Raw genomic sequence first — 19,441 nt, forward strand, 5'->3', positions numbered from 1 at the left:
GGGCAACGATTCGCTCAGTTGCGCGACAGTGAAGGCAACGGGATTGTCATCAGCACCAGCTGACGGTCGGGCATATCATGGATCCGGAGTTTGCACCTCAGTACTCGCCCAAGGAGCGCCGACGCCGGCTGCTTCTGCATGTCGTGGTCGGCACGCTGTTGGGAGCTGCAATTTATTGGTGGGTGCTGCCTCGGTTCCGCTTGTTCTCGGCGGATGCGCCGTGCGAAGCGATCTTCGGTGTGCCGGGCTCGACGGTGTTGATCTACAGTGCCTTCGTGGGCGCGCCGCTGGCTGCGGCGATTCTGATCGTGCTGCTGACAGCGCGCCAATCGATTGAAACCATCGCAACCCGGCGCTATCCGCCGCCTGGCCGGAAAGTGTATCGGCGCGTCAAGATCAAGAAGGGCTGGCAAGCCATTGCCATCGCGCTGATCCCGGCGATGTTCATCACTTATTTATGCGTGCTCAGCTCGCAGGGCATGACCAGAGCGGCGGAGATGGCCCGTGAAACCCGGCAGGCTGCCGAATGCGAGGCGAGTTCGAACAAACGAAGCGACGATCGCAGGCCAACGGAACGTGGACAGCGTTAGGCGCCGATCGATGTTCAGCCAGCGAACCTTTTATATACCCACCGCGTCACCGGCTGGTGGAAATTCAGCGGGCCGGGCACGGTTCGATGTGTCTTCACGTATTGGAATCCCGCCTTCTGCAGCGTCCGGTTCGGGGCGACATTGAAGGCGTTCGGCTCGCAATACAGACGCTCGAGCCGAAGTCGGTCGAAATAGATATCGACAGACTCGCGAACGCAGGCCACGCCGTAGCCGCTTTGGCGTTGCCCGGAATCGACGATGTGAAGATGCATGTAGGCCTCTTTGCCATACACGATCTTGTCCACGGAGGAGAACCCGATTGGCCTGCCGTCGATCTCCCATAGCAGAAGCATGCTGCGTCGACGCTCGATCGGCTGTCCGAAGTCGGTTTCGTAAAGCTGCCGCCATTGCACGCGGCCCGGCAACCGCGTTGGGTCCACACCCAACAGTTCGAGATGCTCGGCGCTCGACTCATGGAAGTAGTCGATGACCAGGCCCACTTCCTCCAACAGCATTTCCCGGACAGTCACGCTCATCAGCTGCCTCCCTCCTGTTCACCCAGCAGCAGCACCGCCTGCGCGTCCTCGTGCAACTGAACCAGCGCGACCAGCTGCAACAGCGGTTCGGCAAGTTCGACGCTCTCAGCACGCGCACGACACTGTTGAACGAGCGTGACGAACGAAGCGAGGTTCTGAGACAGCGCGGTGAGATTGAGCACCTTCAACCGGCCCTGCAGCTGGGTCGCGTCCTCGAGCCAGGAGTCGCGAAGGCGAGCGTATCCATGATGTAACAGTGCGCCGACAGTCTCGCGCAACTGTCTCAGCGCTACTGCCAGCGGCTCCGTTGTCTGTACCGGCGCGTGACCGAGCGAGATTTTCGCCAGTGCGCCGCAGGCGGGCGAGAAGTCTGGAACGACGACCCGGTCGGCGGCGATTGCCCAGGGCTCGATGATCGCCACGCCTTGTTCCCAATGCAGAACGCCGGCGACGTGACGCAGCTCGCCGAACTGACCGGTGAATGCTCCGGCGAGCGCATCGAGCGCGTGCTTCACATGACTCTCATGAGTTCGACGCACGAGCACAGGCCGATCTTCCTGATCGCAAACCACGGCAAGCAATGCCTGCTCGTTCGAGTCATAAAGCACCTGATCGACGCGCGCAGGGGTGAACACGACGAAGCGACCAGCGGCGTGACGAGGCTCGATCTGCGCGGTCGGGCTCGCCCGCTTTTGCGCAACGAGCTCAGACAGACTCGTAAAGCGTAGCGGCGTGCCGAGCACCGACCAATCTGCCGCCTGGGGCAACACGCTGTTCTGCGAGCTTCGCGTTCCCGCCAGTCGAACCGTACCATCGGCAAGCCGCCGCGCATGCTGTGCCAACAACTGGCCCTGCGCGAGCTGTTCCATTCGAACACCCGGGGCGACGCGCTCCGAAGCTCTCAATGCAGCCTCGTCGGCCAGGCGCTCACCAGGCACGGTCCACTGTTTGTTAAGGACGAACTTCGTTCCGGTGTCGAGATCGGCAAGCACCATGCGTGTCATACGCACATCGCCATCGCGAGTCGTGCGCGCGCCCAGGCACATCAAACGCAATCGATCGAGCTCCGTCTCGCTCGCCTGACCGATGCCAAGCACCGCTTGCGCTCGACCCGGCAAACTTCCTGCCGCCACGCGAAGATTCAACTCGGCGAGCAAGTGAGCGCCATCGCGCGCTTCATAGAGCGCACTCCGAGCTGCGTACGCGCCTGCCCAGTGCTCCAGATCGTCCAAAGTGTTTCGTAACCACTGCGCTCCCGCAGATCGAGCCACTTCCTGAGCACGCGTGAATTCTTGAACATGAGGCGTCGCACCCGCGACGACACCATGCGCCAAGAGCGATCGGGTCAGCGCGACGAATGCGGTTCGGTCGATGCGAGTTCGACTGCCCGCATCGCCGAGCCGGACTTGAACGGCGTTCTCGGCCGCATGCTCGGCGTCGGCCACACGAAACGCCCACACACCGAGCGCGATGTGTTCGCAAGCCGCGGCGCGCACGCAATCACAACGCGCCGCTTCAATCGCGGCGCCCGCCCAGAACCGCACCGTCGCGGCCGGCAATCGAGCGGTGTCACAAGGTTCGCCGCTCGCCTGCCGACGCACATCGACGCTGATTCCCTGGACACGCTGTTCGTTCGCGATCTTCATAAGCGCCGCGGGAATGACTTTCTCGAGCATCTCATCCGTGACCGTGCCCGGCGGCGCGCTCTTCGGAGGCGCGACCGATTCAACGCTCGACGACTCCTGCCGATACGCGAGCGCGGCGATGATTCGATGTCGACAAACTCGCGCAGCCCCGCACGTGCAAGCGGACTGGTCGATGGGTTTGCCGTTCGCCCACGTCGTGACGACGCCGTCCGAAAACGTGGCCGTCAACGTCGCACTGGCATCGAGGGCGATCTGCGGCCGATAGCCCGCTTCGAGCTCACGCACGGCGCGCTTCACTATGCCGGCGTTCGAAGCCTGCGCCAGCGCTTCGGGCGATAGATGCTGAAGGTCGGTGCGAATAGTCACTTCAGCTTCTCGGCAATCCACGCCGCCAGCTGCCCCGGCGTCATCGCACCCACGTGCGCGCCAAGCTCGACGAGCTTGCCGGCCAGTTCGCGGTCGTACGCGGCGTCCGCCTTGTCATCGAGCGCCGCCAGGCCGAGCACGATCGTTCCCTGTGCCCGCAACGATCGAACTGTGTCGATCAGCACGTGCGGCGACCCGCCTTCGTAGAAGTCGCTGATGATGACGACAATGGCCCGGCGCGGCGCCTCGATCCGATCGGCCGCATACCCGACCGCCTTGCCAATGTCAGTCCCGCCGCCGAGCTGGACGTTCATCAGCACCTCGACCGCATCGTCGACCTGCGCTGACAGATCGACGATCTCGGTATCGAACGCGATGAGGTGTGTGCGGATGCCGGGCAATCCGGACAAGCAAGCCGCAGTCACCGCGGAGTGAATGACCGAGCTCACCATGCTGCCGCTCTGGTCCACGAGCAGCAGGATCTGCCACGGCTCGAGCGTGCGCCGATGATTCACATAGAACATCGGTCGCTCGATGATGAGCCGGCGGCGCTCGGTGTCGTAGTTCTTCAAGTTTCGACGCAGCGTCTCGCGAGCGGCAAACTGATTCCACGACCCTTGCCGGCTCAATTGCTGACGCCGCCGGCTGCCGCTGAACGAGCGCTGCACTTGTTTGGCCAGCTTCTCGATCAACTCCTTCACCACCTTGGCAACGAGCTGCCGCGCCAGCGCGAGCACCTGCGGATTCATCAGGTGTTTGGTACGAAGCACGGCCTCGAGCAGCGCCGGATTGGGCGTGGCGCGCTCGAGCACTTCGGGATTGGTGACGACTTCATCGATGCCATAGCGCTCGATGGCATCGCGCTCCAGCCGCTCGATGGCTTCCTTGGGGAACAGCTCGTGGATTTCATTGATCCACTCAGGCACGGAGAGCTGCGAAGGCGCATCGCCGCCATGACGATCGAGCGTGTCGCCCGAACCTTCGCGTCCGTAGAGCCAGGCCAGCGCACGATCCATCCCGTACGCAGGGCCGTTGCCCGAGCCCGTCTGCAAACTTCCTTCGGCCGCTTCACCCAGCAGCAGGCGCCAGCGCTCCACAGCCGTCAACTCGACGGGCGCCTTCATGTGACGATCCCCAGCTCGCGCGCCCAAGTCAGCGCCTGGCCTTCGATTCGACGCGCGTCGATGAATGCATCCGCGCCCTGCTTGAGTTGCAGCAGCTGATGCCGCTCGGCTTGTGACAAGCCCAACACGCCGGCGACCAATGCGCCCAACGCGCCACGCTCCCGCGGCGGAAACCAGGCGAACGCGGCTCGCAAGCGAGGCAACGCCACGAGGAAATCTTCGACGCTCATGCTATCCAACGCGGCCTGGATGGCGCGCACGATGGCATCGTTCTCAGTCGCCACCCCTCTTGCGCACGAGAACAATCCATACAGAAAGTCACCGAGCGCTTCGCGGGGCGGAACGGTACGTGCGATCGCCAGTAATTGTTCGCGAGCGGCCGCGCGATCAGGCGTGAGCCCTTGGTGAACGAAAGCGACGGCCAAGGCCGCACCTCGGATGGCGGCGGGAACGGTCGAGCTGACTGCGAGCCGCGCCAATGTCTCCAAACAGAATCGTTTGTCGAACGCCTGGCTATCCAGATGCAATACCCCGTCGAAGACACGAACGGCATCGACATCGCCCACCGCATGCACCGTGCGATCGCCCTGGCAGCCATCGAGCAGCCACAGAATGCGATCAGCCATCACCAGCAGGGTGGCGCCGATCAAACCGGTGGTGTCGAGCCCCCAAAAGCCGGCACTCACCACATCGAGCAGCACATGCGCGGCGGCGGCGATCTCCGCATGATCGTGCATCGTTGGAATTTCACGAGCCAGCTGCGCGGCAAGCTCTTCGCCCATATCGAGCAATCCTGCGCGGATTGCCTGCAACATACCGGCAGCGATTGTGGCGGGCCTGCCCTGCGCTTCATGAACTCGCTCGACCAGTCGGGCCCGCGCAGCGCTTTCCAACGTCGCGCCGTAAGCAGCCGCTTCAATGAGATTTGGAAACCATCGATCGTCCTGCGTGCACGACCAGTGCTCTTCGAATCGAAGCGCTTCCGGCAGTCGACGCGCGGCGTTCGGCGCCCGAATCTCTTTCAGCTGCACACCTTCGACACCGAGGATCCGCAGACGCCACAGCAGTTGAGATCGAGGCGTATCTTCGTCGCGACGTCGATCCAGCACGAGATCTTGTCTATTGCGAGAGATCTGCACACCGCGACTTGTGAGCTCACGATCAACGTCATGCAGCAGCGGCGGCAACGGTGTATCGGCATGCAGTCGCCCGCCACCCTCGCCCGTAATCGCAAGCAGGGCCTCGCGCAGCAGCGGATGGTCTTGCGTTGTGAGCAGACGATCCCCGACCCAAGGAGCGGGACTGTCGAGCGCCTCCTTCACGAGCGCGCTTTGCACAGCGTCGAGAATGTCCGCTCGCAAAGGCACCGCGTGGCCTCGCAGGCGACTCAACCCTTGCAGCGTCAGCTCGAGTGCAATCAGGTCGGCGGTCGAGACAGCGACGCGTTTGCCTCGCAACCGTGACGCGATTTGCTTGAGCGCACGCTGGCCCGCGGAAGACAACCCTTCCTGCCAGGCCCACTGATAGAACAGCGGCGATTGCATGCCGGCGCCGTAGCCGCCCAGTGCATCGACCTGCCGGTACTCATGCGGAACGAGATAGCTTCCCGCCGCATGCTCACTGCTCGGCGCGAATGTTTCGGGCTGGATCGAGCCGTCGAGTGTCGGCCAGGTCGTTTCGATCGGTCGCTTGTGCCAACCGCCGCACACGACGAGGATGGGGCGTCGGTCGTTGCGTTTGTCGGCTTCGTGGCGCATCCACGCGACCCATTGAGACATATACGCTTCACGCGCTTGGTCCTGCTCCGTCCCTGGATCATCGCCGCGCAGTTCGTGAAAGTAGAAATCCAGCCGCTCTCGCAACTCGCCATGAGCGTCAGGGGGCAAAGACTCGAACAAGTGATCCCACAGCGCATGATCGCCATCGCATGCGAAGCGGCGGCATAGCGCCGCAACGCTCTCGGCATAACGTGAGCGCCGCTCATCCTTTTCGACACTGGCGACTCTGCGACGCGCATCGGGCAGCGTCCGGTATTGCCAATGAGGCAGGTCGATGAATCGCACATCGGCGCCGCCGGCATGCGCCGCGCGCAACGCGACCCACTCAGGGGAATAGTCGAGGAACGGAAACCAGCACTGCGCCGGCCGCTCGCCCGAATTGCTGTAGCTGTACAAGGCGATCGGCAGCTTGTGATCCAGCAGCAGTTCGCGGATGCGATGATTGAAATCGCTCGGCCCTTCGATCAACACCGCACCCGGCTGGAGCGTCTCGATCAGATGCGCAGCCAGCCGCGCGCAAGCCGGACTGTGATGACGAATGCCGAGGACCTGAACGGTCATTGCGGCAGCAGATGACGGGCGGCGTGGAAATCCCGCCAATGATCTCCCTTACGCTTGCCGGCGCGATGCTCGATGTAGCGACGGATTTTCTTCAGGTCGTCGCTGTTGTCTTTCGCGGCTGCGCCGGCCAGGGCTTCGACAATGTCCGCCGGTCGCCCGGCGTCGCCTCGCAAATAGTGACCACGCAAGGTCACCGCATATGCAACGCTCACCGCTTCAGCGGTACTGACGACGGTCGAAAGCTTCTCGCTCGCGCCGCCTTCTTTATCGACACCCTGACGCAGCTCGCGGAACGTCGTCACCAATACTTCGAGCACATCGCTCGACGGCCGGGCCTTGATGCCATCTTGCGCAAGCATGCGAGCGACTTCACTCTGCACCAGCGCCAGCTCGCGATCGTAGTCTGCAATCGGGAAAACGGTCTCGAACGAGAAACGACGCTTGAGCGCCGCGGACATCTCATTCACGCCGCGATCGCGCGTGTTCGCGGTGGCGATCAAGTTGAAGCCGGGGGCAGCGAACACGGCGTTCGAATCGGGCAGCTCCGGCACCATCAGCAACCGCTCCGAGAGAATGGACAGCAGCCCGTCCTGCACCTCCGGCGGACAGCGAGTGATTTCTTCGAAGCGCACGATGCGGCCGTCCTGCATGCCGCGATAAAGCGGCGACGCCACGAGCGCACGCGGTGACGGTCCTTCGTTCAACAGCAGCGCGTAGTTCCAGCCATACTTGATCTGATCTTCGGTCGTCGCGGCGCTGCCTTGGATGGTCAGCGTACTGGTGCCGCTGATCGCAGCTGCCAACAACTCGGATAGCAGACTCTTGGCGGTGCCCGGCTCGCCGACCAGCAGCAGCGCGCGATTGGATGCGAGTGTCACGAGCGCCCGCTCGATCAAACTTGGCGCACACACGATCTTCGGATCGATGCCGTCGCCGCCCACCACGAATTGCAGCACCGCCTTCATCGATAGCTGCCAGCCGGGCGGCGTCGCGTCGCGGTCGCGCTTCTTGAGCTTCGCCAGCTCCTCGGCGTACAACACTTCCGCCGGAGGTCGTTGCATCGAACGGCGCGCATCCTGACTCATTGGGTCACTCACCTGCGAAAGGAGCCATCAACTCGAGATCGCGCAGCACTTCGCTGGCGAGCACGGGATCGAGCTTGGAGAACTTCACCAGGCCGTGCTGGTCCCAAGTGCCGGACTTGCGGAACATCACGCTCGGGATGCGCTGCTTGGGCTCGTAGCTCACGTCGCCGACCACCGTGCCCGGATCCAGCTCGATCTGCACTTCGTACTGATCGTCGATCGGCTTGCTGAAATGTCCGACCCAGCCGCCGTCCTGCGCGGCGCCGCGCTCCCAGCCGCGATTGATCAAGCCCATGACCGAGCCGGTCGCGACGAACTTGTCTTTGAAGCGCGTCAGCTCGGTGCCGCGCAACTCGTTTTCCGTCAGCGCATATGTCTCGCGGCCCAGCTGGCGAAACGGCTGCAGGATCTCGTAATCGGCAAAGATCTGGCCGAAGGCGGCTTGCAACGGCTGCGGCATTTCCAGTACGTGCGCGATACCGACCGTCGCGTCGCTCGGCAGTTCATACAAAGAGTCCTGATCGTCGGCGAGCGTCCAGTCTTCAGCCACGCGGAACGCGGTGACCATCTGGCCATCGCGATACACGCCCCAGACCAGGCGCGCCGACAAGTGCCGCGTCAGCGGGTGATCGACGAAGAACAACTTGAAGTCCGCGGCGGACCAGCGGCGGCGCGCGATCATTGCCAGCTCCAGGCGAATGAGCTGCACGCTCGCAATCGACTTGGCGTCCTTCTTCAGTTGTTTGTAACGTTCGGTGGCCGCCTCCGCGAGCGCCGCGTCGTCGCTCTTGTTCGGCTTCGGCAGATCTTTCAGTCGCGTGCCCTGGGCGTCGCGCACGAGCGGCTTCAAGGTTTCATCGAAGCTCGCATAGAACTGTCGCGGACCGAAGTCGAGCTTCAGTCGACCGTCCTCATCGAGCCCTAGATCCGGGACCAGTCGATCGGCCAGCTCGGCGGCCGTCAGGCCGCGCGCTTCGGCAATCGCATCGATCTTTTCTCGCGCCTTGTCCTGCAAGCCTTTGAACTTCACTTTGGCCGCGATGGCGTTGAGATGCATCAGCGCCGCGTCGGTGCCGATTGCAGCGAGAATATCGAGGCCTGTGACTGCACGAGCATGCGCAGCTTCGCCCGGCCATTCGCGAATACGCGGCGTGAGTCGGCGCGCGGTTTCATCGTTGCCGAGCAAGCCGAGCGCCTGGAACGCCCAACCTTCCTTGCTTGGCGCGCCGCTCGCAAGCCAGGCTTCGAACAGATCCCACGCAAACTCCGCGAGTGAAGCGGACGTACACGTTTCGCGAACGATCTGAATGCCGGGATACGGCGCATCCAGCCGACTGATCGTCAACATGTTCCCGATGTATTCACACGCGCTCACGGGCAAGGCCCCGCCGTCCGGCAACTCCGGGCGTCGAAACGAGGCAGGAACGAAGAACGGAGGAATCTTCGGCATCTTCGCAGGCAGCACCAGCAGCGGGTCGGCATCGAGCAATGCCTGCAGAGCCGCCGCGCCCTCCGCACCGTATTCATTTGCTACGTCTCTTGCGACATTCTCGAAGCCGTTCTGCATGAGCCAGCGCAGACCGAATCGCGCGTTGTCGCGCTCTTCACGCGGCGTACCAAATGCAACCGGCAATGCCACGATCGCCGTCGTGCGCGGATGCGCTGAAATCCACTGAGCTGCAATGGACTTCGCTTTCTTCAGATTACGCAGCGCGTGCAGCGCCATCGGCGCTAGCGCGGCAGAATCTATCTTTGCCGCGATCGTCAGACCCTCGAGAGTGTTTGCTTGCGCGTAAGCCAGGAAACCAGGCAGGGCCTTCAAACCATGGCGAGCGAGCAGCGCGAGAATCGCTGGCGTGTTGTGGTCCGACCACGAATACCACCCCTGGGCCGGAAAGCTGTTCCACAGCGACAGCACCACCTTCTCCGGCAGCAGCATGACATGCTCCAGTACATAGCCGCGCCGATACTCCCGCGTCTGCTGATCCTCCGGTCGAAACGGCTCGCCGCGCAGAATGCGCTCGAACGAGGTGGGCGCGATGTCCAGGAACTTGAGTAAGTAGTGATCCTGCGGCTCGTTGGCCGGCTTGTTGTTCAGCGCATAGGAGTTCGGCTTGAAGCCGGCATGCTGTTGCAATTCCGATTGCGACCACTGCAACGTGTCCGTGACCGGCAGCTGTTGCAGCGTCAGTGTTGGCAACTCCTGTGCCTTGCGTTTCTGCAACCAGGGAGGATTGCGCAATAACTCCGGCAAGCTCGCCGGATCGGCGTCGGTGCGATTCAACGCTGCGAGCAACGCTTCGAACTTCGCGCGGCCGCCAGCATCGAGTGTCGCCAGCGCGCTTTGTGCGGCTTCCTGCTTGCGCAAGGCAAGGCGCACCAGCCAACCTTCGAGCGAGCGATCGCTGTTGGCCAGCCACTTCTGCAGACACGTCTGCAACACAGCGGCCGGATAGCGTTCGGCTTCCTTATCGAGCGCCGCGCGCACTTCTTTGCTTTCGATACGGTCGACCAGCACTTCGATCAGCTGGGGTACGCGCATGGCAGTCAGCAGACGCAACGCCCGCTCGATGTTGTCGCGATCGCCTGCCTTCTTCAAAGCCAGCGCCAGCAGATCGAACGCCCGCTCACCATGCAAATGCGCCTGTAACAGCAGCGCGCCGGCAAGGTAATAGAGATACCACTGCTTGGAATGGAGATGTGCATACAGCGCTTCAGGCGGGATGACGCTTTGAGCCAGCACCAGATCGGTGCTGTCGAGTTTGCGCTCCATGGCCTCCAGCACCCATTCCGTCAGATGCGGAAACAAATAAGCCGTAGGCATCAGGTGCTCGCTGTTTCCGGCAGCACGCACCTTGGTTGCGACAGCAAGCGCCGCCGCATACTCCGCGTCGTCCGCAGCGGCAATGGCGTGGCGCAGATCGCCGAATAGCTGAGTGGGGTAGTACCGAGGGTTCTTGCTCATGATGGCCCACATCTCGAGCGTGACCTCGAGCATGAAGGCGATGCCGTGCAAGGATCGGCCGCAGGAGATGACCCAGTCCATGCCCTTCGGCTGAAACGCGCACAGCGTCTGAGCAAACATTTCCAGCCAGAATTCGTGGTCGGCCTGCCGCAATGACTCGGTAGTGATGCGTTCGCGTGAGCCGGCGGCGCCCCAGTAAGTCCACGGCCGTCCCGCGGCGCTGGCCAGCGCCTGCATGTTGCCCGCGGAGAGGTATTTTTCGTCCTTGAACTCGAACGGCTCGAGCGGTGAGGATTGGAGCGCCGGCAAGGGCGGCACGTTGATCCCACGCACGATGGGCAGGGATTTGCGGAGCTCGGCGGTCCATTGAAAGCCGCCGGTGGGCCATTCGATATCTTTCGACGGTGCGGGCGCCGGCGCGACCTCGGCTACCTTGGCAACTGCGGGTTGGGAGGGTGCGGGCTGCTCAACCGGCGACTCCGCAACTGGCGTTTGTTTGGCGGACGTCTCGCGAGGCTCGGTCTTCACCGGCGCCAAGGTCGCGCCCGCGGCGACTGTCACTTCCTTGTAGCCACCGCCGGTCTTTTCCTTGATCAGCTTGTCCCGCTCTTTCTCGGCAGCCGCCGCGCTGGCCAGGGCTTTGGTCTTGGTCTGGCCGCTAGTGCCGATCCGGCCGAAACGTACCGTCAGATCGCTGCCCGAGACCGAGACCTCCCAGAACTTGCTGGAAGTCCCTGCGACCAGTTCGAAGCGCTTCATTCTTAGTCCATTGATGTTGCTGGCACCCGCTCGCCATCGTAATGAGGCAAGCGGCTGAATCAAGCAACCCGGTCCGGGACTGAGAACTCACTCTCGCGCGCAGCAGCGGCCAAACACATGGCGGTCGCCACCACCCATGTGCACGGGCTGTCTGATCACGCCCGCGCGCCAGGCGCGCTTGGTTTCACAAATGCGACCAGGAAGGACGGCGACTCGCGGGCGCAAGCGGAAACTGCACCTCGATGGAGCCGCCCGGTTCTGCTTGACTGGAATATCGCTCCCGCATCGGACCTGCAATTCGATACCCCAGGCGGCTAGCTCTGTCGACCGCTGCTCGGTACGCTGAGCGGGGATTCTCAACTGTGTCGTCGAGCATGACCGAAGCCACTGTGCAGGCGGGCACCTTGACGAGCGTCAAGCCGTCGCAGTGTAACGACCTGTCCGGGTCGACGAACAGCAGCGCCTCGCAGTCGATGCTGCTGGAGGTGCCCAGACAACGATGCCAGATCGCGCCCTGTCCCATCACCGCGGACTTTGCAGGCAGCTTCGCACGCAGGGCCTGAAGCATGTCGCCGATCTCATCGTATGAATCGCACGTACGTCGCAGGCTCACAGCGAACCCGGCATCCAGGCTGCGAATCGTCGTTTCATACGGACGCAGCGCCCCCTCCCTTTCAATTTGTGAAATGCGCGCCTCTACTTCCTCGAGCCGCGCACGCTCCGCCTCGATTCTTACCTGCAGGCTAGCGCGCCGTTGCAGAAGCATCTCCCGCAGCTGCTCAGGCGAATGTTCGGCGCGCAGCAGTCTCCTGACTTCCTGAAGCGAAAACCCGAGGCTGCGATAAACGAGCAGCTCGTTGATGCGCGCCAGCTGCGTGACGGAGTAGTAACGATAGTTGGTGTTCGGATCGATGGCGTGCGCGGGCAGCAGACCGATCTCGTCGTAGTGACGCACCAGCTTGATGGAGACGTTCGCCAGGCGAGCAAACTCACCGATTCGGAGCATCGCATTTCCTCACGACGGCAGCACCGCCACGGCCTCGATCTCGACCAGCCAATCGGGATGCACGAGTCGGCTCACGAAGACGAACGTGCTCACCGGCGGGGACTGCGTGTTTACATAGCGGTCCCGCACCTCTACGACTGCACGCTGTTGGGCGGGTTCAATGCTGGCGACGCAGTAGTAGTTCAATTTCACGATATCCGCAAACGATGCGCCTGCATCGGCGGCGGCAATACCCAGGTTGATGAAAACCTGTTCGAGCTGCGCGCGGAAATCGCCCTTCCCGACCAAATCGCCTGCGGCATTGCGCGGCACTTGGCCGGCGATGTACAGCAGCTTGCCTCTCGTTATTTCCGCTACCTGCGAGAAGCCGGTGCTGGGAGGCAGTTTGTCCGGATCGTAGAGTCGGAAATTGCGACTGGCCCGGTCGCTCGGTGCAGCCGCGACGGGCGCTGCAAGGGTGGCGGAGCCGACCAATGCAGTCTTGATCACATCGCGCCGAGTGGATGAACTGGGCTCGTTGACGTTCACGCTGTGCTCCCTGAATTGCAGTGGAAGCGCGACTCTCAACTCTCCAGTGGCGGGAGAGTCAAGCCCGGGGGCTACGGCACGTCATAGACCAGTACGATCTTCCCTTGCGACGCGAGCCAGGGCTCGAGGACTGATGTCCGCCTGGATGCGCAATCCATCGACGCTCGATCTCAGGCGCTCGCTCATGGATGACGTCTATTCGCGCGTGCCGACGCCCCGATGCAGCAGCCACACACAGCTGACGTACAGAACGACCGCGGCGCCGATCATGATCGTATAGGCCAGACCCACATTGACATCGGACACACCCAGGAAGCCGAAGCGGAACGCGTTCACCATATAAAGAATGGGGTTGGCGTGCGAAATGCCCTGGGCCCAGTCGGGCAGCAGCTTGATCGTATAGAACACGCCGCCCAGATAGGTCAGCGGCGTCAGCACGAAGGTCGGAATGAACGAGATCTGATCGAAGTTCTTCGCGAACACGGCGTTGATCATGCCGGCCAGCGAGAACACGATGGAGCTGAGCAGCACCGCCGAAATCACTACGCCGATGCTGTAGATCTTCAGGTGCGTGAAGATCAACGTGATCGCGGTGACCACGCCGCCAACGATCAGGCCGCGCGTGATGCCGCCCATCACATAGCCGCCGACGATCAGCCAGCCCGGCAGCGGCGACACCAGCAGCTCCTCGATGTGCTTGCCGAATTTCGCACCGAAGAACGACGACACGACGTTGCCGTACGAGTTGGTGATCACGGACATCATGATCAAGCCGGGCGCGATGTACTGGATGTACGAGTAGCCGCCCATGTCGCCGATGCGGCCGCCGATCAGGCTGCCGAAGATCACGAAATACAGCGTCGCGGTGATCGCGGGCGGAACGATGGTCTGGCCCCAGATGCGAATGATGCGATTGAACTCGCGCAGCACGATGGTGTTGAAGCCGACGATGTTCGTCTTCAGCAGCACGGGCTCTTTCACCGACGGGGACAGACTGGAAGATTCGACGGCTTTATCCATGGGCGGCCTCTTTCTGATTCACCAGCCGCATGAACAGCTCTTCCAGTCGGTTGGTCTTGTTGCGCATCGACAGCACTTCGATGCCGGACGCGGACAGTTGCGAGAAAATGTCGTTCAGGCTCTGTTCCTTGGAGACCTCGATCTCCAGCGAATGATCGTCCGGCATGCTGACAGCGTAGCCCGGCAGCACCGGCGCCGCCGCGATCGGGTTGCGCAGGTTGAACACGAACACCTCGGTCTGCAGTTTGCGCAGGACGCGGCTCATGCGGTCGTTCTCGATGATGCGGCCCTTGTCGATGATGGCGACGTGCCGGCACAGATTCTCCGCTTCCTCCAGATAGTGCGTGGTCAGGATGATGGTCGTGCCGGCGGCGTTGATGTCGCGCATGAACGTCCACATCGTGCGACGCACTTCGATGTCCACGCCCGCAGTGGGCTCGTCCAGGATCAGCAAGCGCGGCTCATGCATCAGCGCCCGGGCAATCATCAGGCGCCGCTTCATGCCACCTGACAAGGTGCGCGACACCGCGTTCCGTTTTTCCCACAACTGCAGTGCGGTCAGATATTTCTCCAGGCGCTTCGACGCCACATGGCGCGGAATGCCGTAGAAACCCGCCTGGTTCAGCAGGATCGTGGTGACTGTTTCAAATTGATTAAAGTTGATTTCCTGGGGCACGAGGCCGATGCAGGACTTGGCGATCGCCAGCTCCGTATCGATGTCGTGGCCGAATACCTGAACTTTGCCGCTGGACTTGTTGACCAATGAGGTGACGATGCCGATGGCCGTGGTCTTGCCGGCGCCGTTCGGTCCCAGCAACGCGAAGAAATCGCCTTCCTGCACGGCCAGGTCGATCCCCTTGAGTGCCTGAACGCCGTTCTTGTAGGTCTTTGTGAGCTGCTGGAAGGTCAGTGCTTGCATGGCGCCTTCGCACCGCCTGGTCAGGCGGCGATGACATTGATCGGAGTGGAAAAAGTGGCTGCGAAGGGTATCGGGCCCGGCCCCACCCAGCAAGGCGGCGGCGGTCACCAATGTCGTGCCTGCGACGAACTGTTGGTATTGGGTGTGTCGGTTAGCCGACAGCGGCCGGGCATTTGGCCGTCACGGCGGCTTGACGGCACGATTTCAGGGCGCATCATGACGGCCTTGCGATAGCGCAACTCAGCATGTACACGAGCTTTTTTGGCCTGGGCGAGAAGCCCTTCGCGATCACTCCCGACCCGCGTTACCTCTTCATGAGCGAGCGGCATGCGGAGGCGCTCGCGCATCTTTTGTACGGCATCACCGAGGCCGGCGGCTTCATTCAGCTCACCGGCGAGGTCGGTACCGGCAAGACCACCATCGTGCGCTCGCTGCTGGAGCGCATGCCGGGCCACGCCGACGTGGCCGTCATCCTCAACCCGCAATTGACGCCGGTTGAATTCGTACTGACGATTTGCGAAGAGCTGGGCATCTTCATGCGCGATGAAGACGCCACCAGCATCAAGGATCTGGTCGACCTGCTGAACCGCCGCCTGCTGGAAGCGAACGCCAAGGGCCGCCGCATTGTCGTGATCGTCGACGAAGCGCAGAACCTGATGCCGGCCACGCTCGAGCAAGTGCGCCTGCTCACCAATCTCGAAACCGCTTCCAAGAAGCTGCTGCAGATCATCCTCATCGGACAGCCCGAGTTGCGCGAACTGTTGGATCGGGTCGAGCTGCGGCAGCTCGCTCAGCGCATTACCGGGCGGTATCACCTCGCGCCGCTATCGCGTACCGAAACGGCGTCGTATGTGAATCACCGACTGAAGGTCGCCGGCGCCGCCGGGGAAATATTCAGCAGCGCGGCGTTGCGCGAAGTGCATCGCTTGAGCGGCGGCGTACCGCGAATCATCAATGTGATTTGCGATCGAGCGCTGCTCGGCGCGTTCACCCAGGAACAACATCGCATCGGACCGGGAATGATCCGCGAAGCTGCGAGTGAAGTGTCGGGTCGCTCGGTCAGTCCGCCGTGGATGAAGCTGCTGCTCGGCTCGGCTGGCAGTGTCGCCGTGCTCGGTCTGGCGCTGGGCATCTGGCAACTCACGCGAACGACCGACGCTGAAGAACCTGTCGCTGCCGCGCCGGCTGTCGTTGAAGCTGCACCGGTGCAGGTCGCGCAGGCAGCAGCTCTGCCGCCCGCGCCCCCGCGCCCGCAAGACGTTGCCGAAGTCTTGGTGGAAAAGGTCGGCATGACGAACACCGAGAGTGCGTTCAGCCAGCTGTTCTCGCTGTGGGGTGCGAAGTTCACGCCCAAGGGCGGCCGGCCGTGCGATCAGGCGACCAAGCAAGGGCTCGCCTGTGTTTATCAGCAAGGCACCTGGGGCCAGCTGCGGACTTTGAATCGTCCCGCGATCCTGACGCTGATCGACGAGGACAGCAACGCGCACCAGGTGGTGGTGTCGGGCCTGGTGGGCGACACCGCCAAGATCAACTTGCCGGATGAGACCAGGATGGTGTCGATCGCATCGTTGTCTCGGCTGTGGTACGGCGACTATCTGGTGCTGTGGCGGCCGCAGCTCGGCTCGGCGCGGGCGCTGTCGCCCGGCATGCAAGGCGATGGCGTGCGCTGGCTGCGCACCAAACTGAATACGGTCGCCGGCAAAGCGGACGGGGAGCCGGCCAGCGATTACTACGATGAGGACCTGGTGAAAATGGTCGAGGACTTTCAGCGCCAGTATCGCTTGAACGTCGACGGCATCGCCGGCGTGCAGACCCAGATCGTACTGGACTCGCTGGGCGGTTCGCCCGGCACGCCGGTGCTCGTAGCGCAGGCGCGGGGAACGAGCTGATGAGCTTCATTCTCGATGCCCTGAAAAAATCCGAGAACGAGCGTCAACGCCATGTCGGCCCCTCGCTGGCCGATGTGCATGTGGTTCGACGCAATGCCGAGCGGCCGTGGTGGGTCGCCGCCGTCGCGGCGTTGCTGGTCGTCAATCTCGGTGTGTTGATGGTCGTGCTGATTCGCGATGGCGATGCGAAGCCGGTGCAGCCCGCTCAGCAGGCTCCGGTGCAAGCCGCACCTCAGCAGACTTATAACGTTCCGCCGCCTCAGGCCGCGCCTGCTCCGACGCAGCAGTATCAATATCAGTATCAGCAGCAGCCGCCGGCACAACCGACTTATCAGCAGACCGTGCCCACCGATCCATCGGTGCGCTCGCTGGCGGATGAAGCGAACGGCTATGGCGAGAGCTATCCCGAGGACCCGGCGAATTCTCACCTCGCCGGCGCGGGCGCCGTACCCGAAGGTCCGCCGATGGTGCGTCAGATCCAGCCGCCCGCCGTGCAGCCGCTGCCTTCGGGCGCGGTGTTCGAATCACGACAGGCGGCGAATGCGCCAGCTGCCGGCACCGGCGCGCTGGTCGGCAATGAAACATTGCCGACGTTCGACGACCTGGTGTCGAGCGGCACCAATCTTCCCGACCTGCACCTGGACATTCACGTGAATTCCCAGCAGCCGAGCGAGCGCTTCGTGTTCGTGAACATGCGGAAATATCTGGAAGGCGAAGCGACCAAGGAAGGCCCGACGGTCGAGCGCATCACGGCCGAGGGCGTGATTTTGAATCAGCGCGGTCTGCGTTTCTTGCTCCCAAGACAATAACCCCGCCTGTGAATCCTCGCAGGCGCGAGCGACGAACCGACGTCTCATGCCTGCACCAGTGCTCGAACTGAACGGCGCCCGTCTCAGCCGCCTGCTGCGCGCCGGCATCCAGCGCCTGATCGCCGATCAGGAACATTTGAACCGGATCAACGTGTTTCCGGTGCCCGATGGCGACACCGGCACAAACATGGCGCTCACCATGAGCGCCGTGCTCGCCAGCCTTCGCCGGGGCGCGGACGATCACGCCGGCGCCACACTCACTCGCGCCGCCGATGCGGCACTCGATGGCGCTCGTGGCAACTCCGGCGCCATCCTGGCGCAGTTCTTTCTCGGCATGGGCGACAGCGCTGCCTCGCACGCCGCTTTATCCACCTCTCAGTTCGCGACTGCAGTGACAACAGGCGCAATCTACGCCCGCGACAGTTTGGCCGAACCCCGCGAAGGAACAGTGCTCACTGTGATCACGGACTTCGCCACCGAGACTGCGCGCCTCGCTGCCACCGGCCTGCACGACTACCTCAGTCTTTTCTCACAGGCGCTGAAGAAGGCGCGAACCTCACTTCAGCGCACTTCGGACCAACTGGAAGCGCTACGTATCGCGCGCGTGGTTGACGCGGGAGCGCAGGGCTTCGTCGATCTGCTCGAGGGCATGACGGACCATCTGCATCGTGACGTCGATGCCGAACCCGCCGACGTCTCGGTAACGGCCGCAGACCACGAAACGACCGCCGGAGAAACACACGATCTGTCGCATCGCTTCTGCACCGAATGCACGATCACGAGCGCCAACATCGATCGTCGCAAGTTACGCGAGCATCTGGCCGCGCTCGGCTCGTCGCTGGTGCTGGCCGGCACGAATCGCAAATCCAAAGTTCACATTCACGTCAACGACCCGGCCGAGGTGTTTCGCATCGCCAGCTTGTTCGGCGCGGTCAGCGGACAGAAAGCCGATGACATGCAGCGTCAACAACAAGCGGCTCACGATGAGCTGCGACGAGTCGCTGTCGTGACGGACTCAGTCGCCGATATCCCCGACGACGTGCTCGATGAGCTCGGCATTCATGTCGTGCCGTTGCGCATTCAGTTTGGCGAGCAAAGCTACCTGGACAAGGTTGGCTTGTCGCCGGAGGAGTTTCTCGCGGAGCTGGTCCTCAATCCGGTCCATCCAAAGACGTCGCAGCCGCCGGCCGGCGATTTTCGTCGTCAGTTCGAATTTCTCGGCTCGCATTTCGAGGCGGTCGTTTCGATCAGCGTCACCGCCAAAGTCAGTGGTACATACAACGCCGCGCAATCGGCAGCGGATCGGGTGCAAAGCTCCAGCGCGATCGAGGTGCTCGACTCAGGCAATGCATCGATCGGTCAGGGTTTGCTGGCGATCTACGCCGCGGAGTTGGCAGCGAAGGGCTTCGATGCGTCCCACATCGTCACTGCCGTCCGCAAGATGATTCCTCTCACCCGCACCTATGCGCTGATCGGCTCGCTCGATTACGCCGTGCGCGGCGGGCGTGTGAAGCCGGCAGTACGCTCCATCGCAAATATGCTGGGCCTTTCGCCAGTGCTCGCGAGTCACCCGGATGGCCGCATCGCGCCCGCGGGCATGTTGTTCGGCCGTCGCAATCGACGCGACAAGTTGGTCCGATTCATCATCCGGCGCATGAAGAGCAGCCAGCCCTATCGCGTCGGCATCGGTCATGCGAACGCGGCAACTGAAGCGCACGATTTGCTCGATCGGTTGCGACGAGCGCATCCTCGGATCGAGAGCGCCTTCGTGATGCCTGTGGGCAGCACCCTCACCGCCCATGGGGGGCCGGGCACCCTGGTCGTAGGAATCCAGCCGTCCTAGACATCAATTCAGTCGTT

At 62.7% G+C, this 19,441-nt stretch carries 14 protein-coding genes; 4 read left to right on the top strand and 10 right to left on the bottom strand.

Annotated features, from left to right (window positions below):
- The first annotated feature begins 77 nt into the window (after positions 1 to 77).
- Positions 78 to 590, top strand: coding sequence for a hypothetical protein (locus tag GYH35_RS21910; RefSeq protein WP_161810514.1), 513 nt, complete (start codon positions 78 to 80; stop codon positions 588 to 590).
- Between the two features lie 14 nt (positions 591 to 604).
- Here GYH35_RS21910 and GYH35_RS21915 read toward each other — a convergent pair whose 3' ends face one another.
- The 10 genes from GYH35_RS21915 to GYH35_RS21960 form a co-directional block, all read right to left on the bottom strand.
- On the bottom strand, positions 605 to 1,126 hold the full coding sequence (locus GYH35_RS21915) for a GNAT family N-acetyltransferase (protein ID WP_161810513.1): 522 nt from the start codon (positions 1,124 to 1,126) through the stop codon (positions 605 to 607).
- Complete coding sequence (locus tag GYH35_RS21920) at positions 1,126 to 3,138, bottom strand: hypothetical protein (RefSeq protein WP_161829506.1); 2,013 nt, start codon at positions 3,136 to 3,138, stop codon at positions 1,126 to 1,128. Before GYH35_RS21920 ends, GYH35_RS21915 begins: the two co-directional genes overlap by 1 nt.
- Positions 3,135 to 4,262 (bottom strand): VWA domain-containing protein, encoded by a 1,128-nt coding sequence (locus GYH35_RS21925; protein WP_161829507.1) that lies wholly within the window; start codon positions 4,260 to 4,262, stop codon positions 3,135 to 3,137. Before GYH35_RS21925 ends, GYH35_RS21920 begins: the two co-directional genes overlap by 4 nt.
- Positions 4,259 to 6,601, bottom strand: a complete 2,343-nt coding sequence (locus GYH35_RS21930; protein WP_161829508.1) for a DUF5682 family protein — start codon at positions 6,599 to 6,601, stop codon at positions 4,259 to 4,261. The genes GYH35_RS21925 and GYH35_RS21930 overlap by 4 nt, the downstream gene beginning before the upstream one ends.
- Positions 6,598 to 7,662, bottom strand: a complete 1,065-nt coding sequence (locus GYH35_RS21935; RefSeq protein WP_161829509.1) for an ATP-binding protein — start codon at positions 7,660 to 7,662, stop codon at positions 6,598 to 6,600. Before GYH35_RS21935 ends, GYH35_RS21930 begins: the two co-directional genes overlap by 4 nt.
- 28 nt (positions 7,663 to 7,690) lie before the next feature.
- Positions 7,691 to 11,410 carry a DUF4132 domain-containing protein gene (locus GYH35_RS21940; protein ID WP_161829510.1) on the bottom strand — a complete coding sequence of 1,240 codons (3,720 nt, stop codon included), beginning with the start codon at positions 11,408 to 11,410 and terminating at the stop codon, positions 7,691 to 7,693.
- Between the two features lie 184 nt (positions 11,411 to 11,594).
- Entirely contained in the window at positions 11,595 to 12,416 is an 822-nt protein-coding gene (locus tag GYH35_RS21945) for a MerR family transcriptional regulator (protein ID WP_161829511.1), read from the bottom strand.
- Between the two features lie 9 nt (positions 12,417 to 12,425).
- Positions 12,426 to 12,944, bottom strand: coding sequence for a RidA family protein (locus tag GYH35_RS21950; protein ID WP_202624489.1), 519 nt, complete (start codon positions 12,942 to 12,944; stop codon positions 12,426 to 12,428).
- Positions 12,945 to 13,139: 195 nt separating this feature from the next.
- Positions 13,140 to 13,964: an ABC transporter permease gene (locus GYH35_RS21955; protein ID WP_161810507.1), complete on the bottom strand. Its 825-nt coding sequence runs from the start codon at positions 13,962 to 13,964 to the stop codon at positions 13,140 to 13,142.
- Positions 13,957 to 14,883: an ABC transporter ATP-binding protein gene (locus GYH35_RS21960; RefSeq protein ID WP_161810506.1), complete on the bottom strand. Its 927-nt coding sequence runs from the start codon at positions 14,881 to 14,883 to the stop codon at positions 13,957 to 13,959. Before GYH35_RS21960 ends, GYH35_RS21955 begins: the two co-directional genes overlap by 8 nt.
- Positions 14,884 to 15,128: 245 nt before the next feature.
- Between GYH35_RS21960 and GYH35_RS21965 the strand changes: the two genes are divergently transcribed.
- Genes GYH35_RS21965 through GYH35_RS21975 form a run of 3 tightly spaced genes read left to right on the top strand, consistent with a single transcriptional unit; the run spans position 15,129 to position 19,424 of the window.
- Positions 15,129 to 16,772: an ExeA family protein gene (locus GYH35_RS21965; protein WP_161829512.1), complete on the top strand. Its 1,644-nt coding sequence runs from the start codon at positions 15,129 to 15,131 to the stop codon at positions 16,770 to 16,772.
- Complete coding sequence (locus GYH35_RS21970; RefSeq protein ID WP_161829513.1) at positions 16,772 to 17,581, top strand: general secretion pathway protein GspB; 810 nt, start codon at positions 16,772 to 16,774, stop codon at positions 17,579 to 17,581. The genes GYH35_RS21965 and GYH35_RS21970 overlap by 1 nt, the downstream gene beginning before the upstream one ends.
- A 46-nt stretch (positions 17,582 to 17,627) precedes the next feature.
- Positions 17,628 to 19,424 (top strand): DAK2 domain-containing protein, encoded by a 1,797-nt coding sequence (locus GYH35_RS21975; protein ID WP_161829514.1) that lies wholly within the window; start codon positions 17,628 to 17,630, stop codon positions 19,422 to 19,424.
- The last annotated feature ends 17 nt before the right edge of the window (positions 19,425 to 19,441 follow it).

This window comes from Steroidobacter agaridevorans, assembly GCF_009932555.1.
GTDB classification, from domain to species: Bacteria; Pseudomonadota; Gammaproteobacteria; order Steroidobacterales; family Steroidobacteraceae; genus Steroidobacter; species Steroidobacter agaridevorans.